8 protein-coding genes are annotated in these 13,217 nt (G+C 69.4%); 2 read left to right on the top strand and 6 right to left on the bottom strand.

Features of this window, described 5'->3' with window-relative positions; translation table 11 throughout:
• Positions 1–82 precede the first annotated feature (82 nt).
• Complete coding sequence (locus tag ACIF8T_RS38000) at positions 83–205, bottom strand: hypothetical protein (protein ID WP_400041751.1); 123 nt, start codon at positions 203–205, stop codon at positions 83–85.
• Between the two features lie 815 nt (positions 206–1,020).
• Here ACIF8T_RS38000 and ACIF8T_RS38005 point away from each other — a divergent pair.
• Positions 1,021–1,569, top strand: a complete 549-nt coding sequence (locus ACIF8T_RS38005) for an SMI1/KNR4 family protein (RefSeq protein WP_400041753.1) — start codon at positions 1,021–1,023, stop codon at positions 1,567–1,569.
• 793 nt (positions 1,570–2,362) lie between these two features.
• On the opposite strand, the gene ACIF8T_RS38010 is transcribed toward ACIF8T_RS38005, so the two are convergent.
• The gene (locus ACIF8T_RS38010; RefSeq protein WP_400041755.1) at positions 2,363–3,292 is read right to left on the bottom strand and encodes a DMT family transporter; all 930 of its coding nucleotides are present in this window, start codon (positions 3,290–3,292) and stop codon (positions 2,363–2,365) included.
• Positions 3,293–3,367: 75 nt separating this feature from the next.
• Between ACIF8T_RS38010 and ACIF8T_RS38015 the strand changes: the two genes are divergently transcribed.
• A complete protein-coding gene (locus ACIF8T_RS38015) occupies positions 3,368–3,958 on the top strand; it encodes a TetR/AcrR family transcriptional regulator (RefSeq protein WP_400041757.1) in 591 nt (196 codons plus the stop codon).
• 522 nt (positions 3,959–4,480) lie between these two features.
• Here ACIF8T_RS38015 and ACIF8T_RS38020 read toward each other — a convergent pair.
• From ACIF8T_RS38020 to ACIF8T_RS38035, 4 genes are all read right to left on the bottom strand, one after another.
• Entirely contained in the window at positions 4,481–5,476 is a 996-nt protein-coding gene (locus ACIF8T_RS38020) for a DMT family transporter (RefSeq protein ID WP_400041797.1), read from the bottom strand.
• Positions 5,477–5,499: 23 nt separating this feature from the next.
• Positions 5,500–6,105, bottom strand: a complete 606-nt coding sequence (locus ACIF8T_RS38025; protein ID WP_400041758.1) for a TetR/AcrR family transcriptional regulator — start codon at positions 6,103–6,105, stop codon at positions 5,500–5,502.
• A gap of 962 nt (positions 6,106–7,067) precedes the next feature.
• Positions 7,068–7,961 (bottom strand): replication-relaxation family protein, encoded by an 894-nt coding sequence (locus ACIF8T_RS38030; RefSeq protein WP_400041759.1) that lies wholly within the window; start codon positions 7,959–7,961, stop codon positions 7,068–7,070.
• A gap of 537 nt (positions 7,962–8,498) precedes the next feature.
• Positions 8,499–12,677, bottom strand: coding sequence for a hypothetical protein (locus ACIF8T_RS38035; protein WP_400041760.1), 4,179 nt, complete (start codon positions 12,675–12,677; stop codon positions 8,499–8,501).
• Positions 12,678–13,217 lie beyond the last annotated feature (540 nt).

The raw sequence follows: 13,217 nt of genomic DNA on the forward strand, positions 1-13,217 counted from the left end.
CAACCCCCGGCCCTTCGACTGGACGAAGACCGCCGACGAGATCCTCGACAAGGTCGCCGCCTACTGCCAGAGAATCTCCGACTCACGGCACTAGGAGGCCGACCGTCCCGACGACGACCAGAAAGAGGCCGATCAGGTCGCGGGTGAGGCGCCGCCGCGGTGTCTGGTGGCTGGGGAGCGGTGAGGGCTGTGTTGGAGGGTTCACGCGGCGAACGGTAGGAAGGCCCGCCGGCTTGCGTCGCGGGCTACGCGGCGCGCGATCACCAGGGCAGCCAGTGTCGTCCCAGTCAGCCCCACTGCGGGAGCTGTCCCGGGCGATCACGGCGCAGGACATCCCGAGCCACGTGACGATGGCGACGAGAGCGAAGACGACCGCGGAGAGCTGCCCGTGGCCGGTGCCGTAGTAGATGAGGCCACCGCACAGCGCGCCGGGGAGAAAGACACGCACGGGGGGTCCTATCAGGCGAGGCGGGAGGCACCGGAGACGCAGGCGCCGATGCCGCGCCGCTGGATGTGGCCGCCGGACAGGAGCTTGGCGTGCGGGGACGGCTGGGTATCTTCCTCTTGGCACGTACCGTCTGGTCGCCGCCGATGAGGTGCCGGTTGTCTACGAGCGCTTCGCAGTCCTTGCCGACGACGTCCTTGTAGGGGCGGCGGCAGGCGCGGCAGTACACCTTAAGCGCGTCGACGCCGGTGCTGGCGGTGGTGGTGAACGAGCCGCAGGTGGCTGTGTTCACGAGAACCGGTTCTGGCCCAACTTCTGTGAAGGCGGCTGATGCTCTGACCCTTCGGGCAGTACTAAGTTCGGGTCCGCCCAGGTCAGGTGCCTGCGGACGATCTGAGCAAGAATGTCCTTGCTCTGTTTCACAGAAGTTGAGCCAGAACCCGAGAACGAACAGCACATGTTCGCCACTTCGGGAGGCAGCTCGACCCGGCCCTGTTCGATGTTCACGACTTCGGGCGGCACAGCTGCCGGAGGGGGCGGCGATCGGCTGGAGGCCTTTCTGCCAGCATGCTTACGTGACAGCTACAAGTGATCAGCGTCCCGGCGAAGCCACTCTCGACTTCCTGCGTTCCGCGTTCCCGCCGGAAGGGCGCGAACCGGCACTCGGGCATGAGGCCGTCGCGGAATGGGAGCGGGAGAACCGGGTCGTCCTCCCTGAGCCGTACAGGACCTTTATCGCGGAGATCAGCAACGGCTCCAGCCTCGGCCCCGCCCGCGACGGCGGTCTTCAGCCACTCGGTCGACTGCCCGGCGCGTGGCCCGACCTCGGCCCACGACAGCCGGGCGAACCGTTCCCCCTGGAGGCAGCCTGGGCATGGGAGGACGACGAAAGCGTCGACCCCGTCGAGGACGATCCGCGGATCGACGCCGTATTCAACAAGGGATCCGTGGTCCTCGGGTCCGAGGACGGGCAGTCGTTCTGGCTCCTGCTCACCGCCGGCCGCCGCCGCGGCGAGGTGTGGATGGTCGCCGACGTCGGTGCCATCCCATCGCGTAATGACCACACGTGGGGCTTCGAGGAGTGGGTGCGGCGCTGGCACACAGGCGACGACTGGTGGGACTAAACGCTCCGCCCTGCGCAATCGAAGCTCGCGGGCCGTTCGAATCCGTGGTGCCTCCGCTGCCTCCCGAAGTGGCGAACATGTGCTGTTCGTTCTCGGGTTCTGGCTCAACTTCTGTGAAACAGAACAAGGACATCCTTGCTCAGATCGTCCGCAGGCACCTGACCTGGGCGGACCCGAACTTAGTACTGCCCGAAGGGTCAGAGCATCAGCCGCCTTCACAGAAGTTGGGCCAGAACCCGTTCTCGTGAACACAGCCAGGGTCACATACCGCTCAGAGCCGACGGCGGACGTGTACGGAAGTGGACATGGCCGTCCTGGGACGGATACGTGCCGGGCGGGAAGGGGAGCGCTGTACAAGAGGCGAGGGCCCAGGGCCGACAGATGCCCTGACCCTCGCCTCTCGCGGTATCCGCCGACGGGAGAGAAGACGGCGGATGGCGCGTGAGTGTGCCGTGTTGCTCAACGACCGCTCCGGCAAGAGGTCACCCGTCGAGGCACTGACGGAGCCAGCTGCTCGGGGGTGAGGGCGGTGGTGCTCGCGGTGGCCCTGGAAGCGCCGGCTGTCGCCGACTGTGGCCACGGGCGCTGGTGCCCGGCCGCGGGCGTTGGTGCCGAGGCGGACCTGTGCGTGTGCCCGGCTGCGGCTGCGGGCGATCAGGGGGTGAGGGCGTGGTGAAGGGTGTCGCGGCAGTCGAGGAGCTGGTCGACGCCGACGAGCTGCAGGACGCGCAGGACGGGGGGCGGCCCGGCGAGGCGGAGCCGGCCGCCGGCTTGGGTGACGGCCTGCTGTTCGTCACCGCACTCGCTGACGCGTGGAGGGTGACGGAACGGGAGCGGGGGAGTCCGGAGGGGTGAAGTGTGCGGCCTCGCGGCGGACGATGGCGACGGCCGCGATGCCGGCCGCCAGACCGAGGGCGGTCGCGGCGTTGAACGGTTCGCCGAACATCAGGGCGCCCCAGACGGCCGTGACCGGGGCCATCAGGAACATGAGGCTGTTGACTTCGGTGACGCCGGAGCGGCGCAGGATCAGCCAGTACAGTCCGTAGCCGCCGAAGGTGGGCAGGATGACGAGCCAGGCGGTCGCCAGCCAGAAGGAGCAGTCGGTGGGCGGTGTCGCGGCACCGAAGCTGAGAGCCAGGATGGAGAAGAGGACTGCACTGGTCACACAGTGGATCGTGAGGGCCGCCCGGGGTGCGACCGGGATCCGGGCACGTCCCTGCAGGAAGGTGGCCGCCACCAGCGACAGCATGCCGAGGAACGGCACGAGGTAGGCCCACCAGGCCACGTCGGTCCCCGTCTCGGCGGCGTCGGCCAGAGTGACTGTGGCGACCCCGGCCAGCCCGAGCCCGAGGCCGAGCCACTGTCGGCGCGAGACGTATTGCCGCAGCAGTGGTCCGGCCAGTGCGCTGGCGACGAGCGGCTGGACGCCGTCGATGAGGGCGGTGGTTCCGCTGGAGACCCCGAGCTGGATGGCGTAGTAGACGCTGAGCAGGTAGCCGCTCTGGGAGAGCAGGCCGATCATCACCTGCCGCCCGATGTCCAGCCGGGCCGGCCTCCTCCCGGCGGCTCGGGAGACGGCCGCGGCGGCGAGCAGGAGGACGGCGAGCGGCAGGAACCGCCACAGCAGCAGGGTGAGCGCGGGGGCGCTGTCGGCGCCGAGCTTGGCGCCGATGAACCCGGAACTCCAGCAGAGCACGAAGGCGATCGGGAGCAGGACGTTCACGGAGACCACCTCAAGTAAACAGATCGGTATAGTCCCCTCGAGTGCCCACTATACAGACCGGTATACTTCTGGGGCATGGAGCCCGCACAGCACCCGGCCCGCATCCGGATGACCCCTGCCGCGCGCCGCGTCCTGGACGCCGCCGAGCGGCTGTTCTACACGCGCGGCATCCACGCCGTTGGTGTGGACCTGATCGCCGCCGAGGCTGGGGTGACGAAGAAGACCCTCTACGACCGGTTCGGCTCCAAGGAACGGATCGTCGTGGAGTACCTGGCGGGCCGGGACGAACGCTGGAGGCTACTCCTTGGCGACCACTTGGACGCGGTGGCGGGGCAGGAGCCGGCCGCCCGCATCCTCGCGGTCTTCGACGCCTCACGCGCGTGGGCGGCGGAGTACGGAGCCAGAGGGTGCAGCATGATCAACGCGCATGCAGAGATCGAAGACCCCGCCCACCCGGCTTACGCGGTCATCACGGCGCAGAAGGCATGGATGCTGGAACTGTTCACCACGCTCGCCCGCGAGACCGGCTCCAGCGACCCAGGTCGTCTCGGCCAGACACTCATGCTGTTGCACGAGGGAGCGCTTGTGGCCCACGGCCTCGGTGTCCTGCCCGAACCCTTCGTACGGGCCCGTGAAGAGGCCCGGCGGCTGCTGGCCGGGGGCTGATGGATCCGGGCACGACCAAGCGCCGCACCCGTCGGCACTGCCTGTGTCCGACCAGATCGGGGAGCGCAACCCCCGCCGCGGAGTCCCGCGTCTGGCCGGCCTCGCCCACCATCCGTGGCAGGGCGAGCAGGTGGAGGACCGTCATCTCCACGACCGGAAGATTCCCCTCATCGCGACCGGGCTGGGCAGCCTGCGCAGGCATGGCCCGACCGGGCCGGTATTCCTCCGCTTCCGCCGTACCTGCTGTCGACCAGTCGGCTTCCGGATTCGCGATCCGCACGATCAACAGTGGAGCGGCGGGGCCCATGGTCGGAAATCCGCATGGCTTTGTTCGTGAGGTCCGGCTCTGGCACAACTTCTGTGAAACAGGGTGAGGACGTCCTTTCTCAGAGCGTCCACAGGCACCTGGCCTGAGCGGACCGGAACCCAGTGCTGCCCGAAGGTCAGAGCACCAGCCGCCTTCACAGAAGTTGAGCCAAACCTGAGGTCCGACAGCGCTTGTTCATGACTTCGGGAGGCGCGTCAGCTGTGTCGTGTTGAATGTTCACCACTTTGGACGGCACCTGCCGCCTTCATGGGAAGGATGCTGTCGTGGTCCATGGAATTCGGCAGTTGGTCGCGTGGGCGGCGGGTGGGTGTGGGGGTGGTGAGGACCGCGAGGCAGGTGATGACGAAGGCAATGCCTATCCAGCCGCTGGCGGGGAGGCGTTCGCCGACGACCATGACGGCGAGGACGGCGGCGACGGCCGGTTCGAGCAGGGACAGGGTGGTGGCGGTACTGGCGGGTACGTGGGCGAGGCCCCAGCCGAAGAGGACGTAGCCGGCGAACATGGGGACGAGCGCCATGTAGGTGCCGACGGCGGCGTTGGGCCAGGAGGCGAGGAGCGGGGCGCCCGTGGCGAGGAGGACTGGCAGGAGGAGGAGTCCGCCGAGTCCGAAGATGGCGCCCATCGCCGCCCGCGAGGGTATCTGGCGGGTGATGAGCCTGTGCGCGGCCCAGGAGTAGAGGGCGTACGTGGCGGCGGCTGCGAGTCCCAGGCCGATGCCGAACAGCGTGCCGACCGTGGAGGTGCGACCCGTGTCGTCGGTGGCGTGGGCGGCTTTGGCGACGCACAGCAGGACGGTGCCGAGCAAGCCGAGGGCGGCGGCGAGGGCCCAGCGGCGGGTGAGTCGGCGGCCGTCCACGACCCGTTCGATCAGGGCCGAGGCGAGAGGGGCGGTGCCGATCGATACGACGGTGCCGACGGCGACTCCGGCCAGGTGCATGGAGCTGTAGAACGCCAAGGGGTAGACCGCCACCGAGGCGGCTCCGAGGAGCACCGTGCCGCGCTGGTCGCGGAGCCGGGATGCGTAGCGGGCGATCCGCGGAGCGGCGATCAGGGCCTGGAGCAGTCCACCGAGACCCATGGCGACGGCCCCGATCGCGAGCGGGCCCACGTCCGGGGCGAAGGTGGCGGCCGTACCCGTTGTCCCCCACAGCACCGAAGCGGCCAGCACGCACAGGGCCCCGATCCCCATTGGCTGGCCGCGGTCGATGCCGGTCACAGCCGGTCCAGCAGGGCCGCGGCCATCGAGCGGGCGTGCTGGACACGCTCACCGTCGCCCTCCAAGCCTGCGCGGGCCATCGCGCCCTCCAGCAGGAAGGACAGGTGCTCGGCTGCCGCGCGCGCCTCTTCGGTCCGACCGGGCAGCAGTTGCTCTAGGTGCCCGGCGATCAGCCGCTCGACCTCTTCCTTGTGGGCGCGGACCACGGCCCGGCCCTCGTCGCCGGCCGGGAGCTCGGCGGCGGCGTTCAGCAGCCCGCACCCGCGGAACCCGTGCTCGTACGCAAACGCCGCGTGGTCCGCGTACGCATCGAAGACCGCCAGCACACCCTCGCGCGGGCCCTCGGCCTGCTCCAGACGGGCTCGATAGAGCCCGAGCCACTCCTCGTGCCGGGCGTCCAGGTAGGCCCTGACCAGGTCAGCCTTGGAAGAAAAGTTGTTGTACAGGCTCATCTTCGCCACGCCGGCCTCGGCCGTGATCGTGTCGATCCCCGTCGCCGCCACACCGTCAGCGTAGAAGCGCCGGGCCGCCGCCTCCAGGAGTCGTTCCCGGGCCGGTCGCCGCCGTCCGCTTCCCGCCACGCTCGCATCGGTCTTGCTCATCACATTCCAGATTAGGTAGGTAGGTCTACCTAGACTAGAGGACCGGAACTGCGAAAGTCGACAGGCGCCCCGTGCGCGTGGAGGCTGCCTCATCGGGCTCAGCCCTACCGTCTCTGCCACCCGACGCTGGCCCCCTGCAGCCAGGAGGAGGCCCCGCACGTGCCGTCCGATGCCACGTACCGTTTGATTCCGGGCGAGGCGGGGGAGGCCTCCCAGTCATGAGCAAGTGCTGTCGCACTCCATGAACAGAGCCACCCGCCACAGCACCGGACGCCACTGCCGGCAGTCCGGTCCTGTGCAAGGGCTGCGCAACGCGCGACCGCGCCGAACGGTGACGGTTCTTGGTCCCGGCGCCGAAGGCCGGTGTTCTGTGGCTGCGCAATCGTCTGTGCAGCGCGCTGACCTGCATGGTTGGGGTCGTTGCTGGCCGTGGTCGGAGTCATGGTTGGGGTGGGGTGCACTCTGGGCGCGCCGGGATGCCCCGTGTGCAGTGGGCGGGCGGCTGCGTAATCCGCTGCTTTGGTCTGTGCAGTGCACTGACCTGCTTGGTCGGCATCCGACCGCAGTCCCGACCACGGTGGTGCGCAGCCCGGCCACGGCTCTGTGGGTGGTGTGGGCAGCGGTATGAGATGCGGCGGGACTGATCATTGCAGCGGTGATGATCAGCTTTACCGCTCGGAATTCACCCGAACGGCCCGTAGTCTCCCGCCGTCGAGTGAGCGCCGTTCTCCCGTTCGGACCAGTCTGGGTCAGGAGTTCTGCCACCGCGTTGCCGTGATCACTGCTCCACCGGGAGGCGTCATGGTCGTGATCGCTCTGCTCCTGCCGGTGCTGCTCGTGCTCATGTTGTTCGGGCTGGAGGCGTGGGAGAACTTCTTGTTCCCGCGGGACGGTCCACCACCGACGCAGGAGAACCTCTGAAGCCGCTTTGGCCTGGGACCGTCAGATCAGCGGCCGGCACTTCAGAGAAGCAGGTCCTCAGTGGCTCCAGCCGACGTGTTGGTCGGGATCCTGGACGGGGCGCCAGACGGGTGCGCAGGGCCCGTCGTGGAAGATGTCGGCCAGTGCCGCGGCCAGGACGGGGACGCCCAGTAGAGCGTCCGGTGTGAGTTGGCCGGCGGCTGTGTGTAGGGCGCGGATACGGTTGTCGATCCCGGTGGGGCCGGTGCCGTCGAGGATGAACAGCAGCCTGGGGAAGAGCGGGTAGCGGCGTCGCCATTCCTCCTGCGGCGGCTCCGGCCCCACCGGCCGGCGTCGCGTGCCGGACGCGGGCGTGGCACGTAACTGTGGAGGCGTGCGTAGGCGCCGAGTTTGGCACCGAGGCGCTCTGGTCCCATGGTGGCCCGGTCGACTTCCATGAACGCCCGCAGCATCGCACCGCGCCCATCGGACCCTTTGCGGTAGTAGAACAGTGCATCGGGGATGACGGCCTCGCCGCCCCCGAGGGGGTGGTGGACCTCGGGGATCCAGTCCAGTGGCAGGCAGGTGTCGCCGTGGCGGCGAGCGTCCTGCACAAACGCGAGCGCCACCGCGGTCACCGTCAGCCCGTGCCCGGCCCGCAACCGCACCGCGGTCCGATCCGACACCGTCCTCGAGGACCGTTGGCCCCGCAGCTCGGGCCACTCGCCGGCGATCTGCACCCCGTAGGCGGTGGGGAGCCACACCCGCAGCCTTCCGGCCTGCGGCAGCGTGATCCGCTCCACCAGCCCTTCATAGCGCAGCTTGGCCAGACGTCGCCGGGTCTGCTCGATCCGGACATCCGGTGTCAGCAGCAGGTGGAGTTGCTCGGTGGTCGCCATCCGGTACTGCACCAACACCGCCAGCCGGTCGGTACCGCCCGCGTCCACATACCTCATCGTCGCCCTGCTCCCGCATCCGCTCGGTGCGGCACCGTCCCCACGGGTGCCACGCTTACGGATCACGCCAGCAGCCGACCCTGACCACAGCACCGACCACGCAGGCCCGACCATGGTCACGATCCGACAACACCACCCCCGAGCATGCTGACAACCCCTCTGGCATCCTTGCCGACACCGGCCCGTATCTGTCCGGGCCCGGCTCACGTATTCGCAGGTCACCACGCTGGCCTGACCGTGGTCGGGAGCCCGACATCCCCTGTATGCCCCCCGGCGACCACCTCACCGCCAGGAGAAGGGGGAAGGGAATGGGGACGGGCAGTGTGCGACTGGGAGAGCGGGGCGGCCTGCACTTGACCGCACCTGTAGATCGCAATGCCTCCGATTCGGATCGCTCGCTGCTGACAAGGGCGCGTAGCCGCCTCGCCGGGCAGGGCCGCCCTGCCCGGCGAGGAGCGCGAGACAGTGGTCGCCCGGCGCCGGCACTCGGCTGCACCCTCCATGGTTGCGCCTGGACAGGCGGCGCGCGGTCCGCGCTCAGCTGGACGGAGCCGACTCTTCCGTACTTCCCGGGCGGCTTGCGTGCAGCCGGTCGTGAACTTCCTGCGCCTCACGGGCGTGCCGGGCCAGGGCGAGCGGTTGCTCCTCGATGAGTTCGCGGAACAGGTCGACGGCCTCGGTGGAAGCGGCGCGGGCGGCGTCGGAGCGGTCGCCGGCCGTCAGCCGGGCGCGAGCGAAAGCGGCCAGAGCGCGTGCGAGCAGTTCACGGTGGGCGTGCGGTTCCCCGGCGGAGTGGAGACGTACCCGCCGAACCGCTTCCTGCGCGACGTTCACGGCGCGCTGCGCCCTTCCGGTCAGGGTAAGTGCCCGTGCGTGCCCGATGAGGAATTCGGTCAATATGGGGCCCAGCGGTGGGGAGCCGTCATCGAGGCGGCGCACGATGTCCACGGCGTGTTCGCTCGCCGTGACTCCTTTCTCCTCCCGGCCTGGCACGGTCACGGCGCACGTGGCGAACGCGTGCAGTGAGCCGGCGCGCAGCAGCAGTTCGCCCAAGGTGTCCTCAGGCAGCGCCGCGCAGAACTCGACGACCTCGGTGAGCAGGGACATGGCGGATTCCGGCGGAGCCTCATCCAAGGCAGCCGCCGCCTCGAACAACAGTATGGCCCGATGCAGCAGAGCGTCGCCCACCACGGCGTCGGCGAGCGGCGGTTCGGCGTCGGTGCGGGCGACCGCAACCGCCTCCTCGATGCTCACGGCCGCTTCTGACGGGGCACCGGCACGCCACAGCAAGCCGGCCCGGCGTAGGAGCACGGTCGACAGTTCGGCCCGAAGGCCGGACGGATCACCGGAGTGGTGGGTACGCAGCCCGGCGAGAGCGCTGTCCACGGGGGCCAGGGCGTCCTGCCAGCGACCGCAGGCGTCCAGCATTTCGGCGAGCAGTGCCTCGGAACGTGCCAGGGCGAGCCCGGTGGCGTCGTCGCCATGGTGCCGGTGTTCGGCGCGCCGGTGCGTGCACGCCTCGTCCGCGGTCGTGGCCGCTTTTGTCGTGCGGCCGAGCCACCACAGCCGTCGCGCGTGCATCTCAAGAGCGTCGGCCTGCTGAGTCCGGTGACGTTCGGGGTCCTGCCGGACCCAGTGGTCCTTGATGTCCAGTGCTTCCCGAGATCGCTTGAGGGACTCCTCGTGCTCCTTGCTGGCCCACAGCAGCTCACCGGTAGCTGCCAGGACGCTCCACAGATCGGTTTCGTAGCGTGCGGGCGCCTCAACGGTCAGTGTGCGCAGCCGTTGCAGGGCCTGCGCGCCCGCGTGGAGCGCCTTGTCGAAGTCGCCGAGGTCGCAGTGGATTTTGAAGACGGTCAGCCAGTTCCGGAGCATCGGCTCGGCGAAAGCGGCCGACAGGTTCGGCAGGTTCCTCTCCGCCTCGCTGTTGAGTTCCATGGACTCCTGGACCGTCTCCAGAGCCTTGTCCGGTTCACCGAGTGCGAGGTAGGCGCCTGCCAGGTTGTTCAGGCAGGCGGCGAGGTCCGGGAGGTGGGCTGACGGGGCGGTTCGGGCCAGGTCCCGGAGGATGTCTGCCGCCTCTCGGAGGTGGTCGGCCGCACGAGCCGTCTCCTGGGGTGTTCCGTCCTCGGCGCGTAACGTGCCCGCGAGGGTGATGAGGGACGTGGCCAGGAGGTTGAGAAAGCTGTTCGGTTCGACGCGGGCGAGCTCGCGGTGGAGGCGGACGCTCTGTTTCGCGATGCGGTGCGCCCGGCGGCGGTAGCCGTTGGTCTGACGCTTCAGCGCCAGGGTGTTGAGGGCCAGTGCCAGACGGGGCGTATGAATGTGCGGTTGTTCGTCGGCCAGGTCACGGTGGAGCCATACCGATTCCTCGGCTGCGTCGAGCGCTTCGGCATGGTGCCCGAGGTTGTCGAGGTCGATGGCCAGACTGTTGAGGCCGTTCGCGAGGTCCGCCTGGTACACACGCGGGCGTGCCTCGGCGAGCCGCCTGCGAATGGCGACGGATTCACGGATGTTGCCCAGCGCCTCGCGGTGGGAACCGGCCAACTGCGCCGCAGAGGAGGCGGTGGCGAGGATCAGCGCGAGCCCCGACAGCTCGGCGTCGGGGTTCTCGTCGGCGAGCCGCCGCCGGAGCTTGACCGCCCTGCGGGTCGATGCCAGGGCGTTGTCGCGGCAGCCGGATTCCATCGCGACGATGGCGTGGTTATTCAGGTGGTTCACCATGAGGGAGTCGTGCGCCTCCGGATCGCCATCCCACAGGGCCTCGCACAGTTCCCTGCTCTCCTCGACCACGCGCCACGCCGTGTCGTAGTCTCCGAGGGCTTTCGCGGCCACCGCAAGCGTGTCCAGGGCTTTCACCAGGTTCACCCGGCTCTCGCAGTCGTCGGGGCGCAACGCGGCGCGCAGCAGTTCCGCGCCTTCCGTCGCGGCCTGGTACGCCTCCCGTCGGCGTTCGACATCGCTGAGGAACTGGGACGAGTTGACGCGGCAGGCTCCCCGTTCGGCCTGGTGGCGCGGATGGTCCGCCGGGATCTCCCGCCACAGGTCGTAAGCCTCCTGTATTACGTCAAGGCACTTCTCCCGCTCACCCACGGAAGACAAGCGTTTGGACATCTCCCGCAGGGCAACGGCAAGACCCGGGCGTGCCTCGGGGTCGTCGGCGGCACGCAGCCGGTGGGTCGCGACGATGCGCCGGTGCAGGGCCAGCACCCAGGGTGCCAGTAGATATGGGTGGGGCGGGACAGCCGCGGCCAGGTGCTCGAGGTCGTCGAGCGTGGCGTCGGGGCGGTCGATGAGAGCCTGCAGCGCGGCCAGCAGGGGGGCCGGCTCTTCCAGACGGGAGGCCAGGGCGACGGCTGCCGGACCGAGCGCCGCCGGGTGGCGCAGGCACCAGTCGGTCAGTTCCTCAGTGCTGGGGCCGGCCCCCCGCACGGAGGCCCGGGTGACCAGGGTGAGGAATCTGGTGACCTGACCGGGTGTCGCGGTCGGCAGCAGCGCGTCGACCAGGCCCGGGCTGTTTCGGAAATGCTCGCCCACCAGCCGTTCGGCCAGCCGGTCCGGCCGCAGACGCCCGATGGCGCCGCCCTCGGCCGGGAGCGCGGCCAGGACCCAGGCGTGCACGGCCCGGACCCCGCCGGGCACTCCGCCGCCGTTGTCGTCACCGAGCACTCGGGCGAGTACGGCGGTCGTCTCGCGCGGACCGCTCGGCCCCAGGGCCACGACCGCGGCCACCACGTCCTCTAGCGTCCTGCGCAGCAGAGGAGGATAGATCCGGTGCGCACTGGCGGTGCCACGCCAGTGCGCCCGCTCGTGCTGCAGGAGACGTTCCTCGACCGCCGATGTGTCACCTGCGGGGGCCGCTACCCCCTGCGCCGCGTCCAGGAGATGCACCAGGGCGGCCATGTGAAAGGTAAGCGGGGAGCCGTCAGTGTTCTCAGGAAGGGGAGGCGGGGTCCGTTCAGTGAACCAGCCCTTTAAGGACCCTTTCTGACCGGACAGCGCTTCCAGCTCTTCGGCCAGGGCGTGGGCGGCGGTGAGATAGCCGTCGAGGTCGCCCAGCGGCAGTTCCGCGAGCTCATGGACCAACGCGGCCGACAGCATCGATCCAAGCTGGAGGGAATCACCGGCGACCTCCTCGCGCCAGTCGCCGGCCGAACGGGCGAGGAGGACCGCCCTGACTGGCGCTCCGCGATGCCGCGCGGTGAACTCCAGTACCGCACGCGTCTCCTCGATGCGGCCGTCGGCACCGTCGACCACCATCATCAGAGGCAGTCCGGGCGCGCAGGTATGGGGCCCCGGTGCAGTACCGGGACGCAGCCAGACGATAGACCACCGCGGCTGGAGGCGGTGGGCGAGCTCCACCATGAGCCGGGTCTTGCCCCGGCCGCCGGGGGCGTGCAGCACCGCAACCTCGCTGTCGGCCTGCTGCATCCACGCGGTCAGTGCGTGCAGCTCCTCCTCCCGGCCGTGGAAGGGCACGACCGCACGCGCCGGGTGCAGTAACTCCACGGCCGAACGCGGAGGGCGGCGTACTACCGTGTGATGATCGGGGTCGGAGAGAGTGACGTACTCGACGGGCTGGGGAATGTGCGGACCGCGAACCTCGTACTCGTCGAAGGCGGCGAGGAATGCTTTGTCACGCAGCAGCTTGATAACCGGTTCCGCCTCCAGCCTTGCCGGGATGCGGTCGGGCACGTCCCTGACGACGACGCCCACCACGAAGTCGTCACATAGAACAGCCGCTCCCGACATCCCTCGCCAGGCGGAGTCATCGGTCCCTCGGCCACGGTAGGTCGTGCAGTCCAGCACGTAAACGCCCCCGGCTAGACCGCTGAGGGGACTAATCCTGCCCTCTGCCTGCTCCGACTCCCGGGAGCGCTGCTCGGAATGAGGGAAACCGGTGGCGCGCCACGAAGCGGATGCGTCTCCGGCAATCCGCCCCCACAACACTCCGGCGGGCTCGGCGGGCACCCAGCTTTCCGAGGAGATGTGCACCAGCGCGGCGTCTATGTGAGACCTGTCATCCTCGACACAGTCCTCCGGCATCCCCCGCCACACCACGCACCCGAGGTGATCGGTGCTTCTCCCGGCTCGGGAGACCAAGACCGGCGAGTCAAGATCGCCCACGACATGTGCGGCCGTCAGAACCAGACAGGGCGCAATCTCGTACCCTGCCGCCCACCCGTCCTCTGTGGCCACCCGCACAACTCGGTTAAGGCTCACCGGACACCCCGGACGGGCACCGACCCCTGCACC

The organism is Streptomyces sp. NPDC085946 (genome assembly GCF_044540485.1).
Classification (GTDB): Bacteria; Actinomycetota; Actinomycetes; order Streptomycetales; family Streptomycetaceae; genus Streptomyces.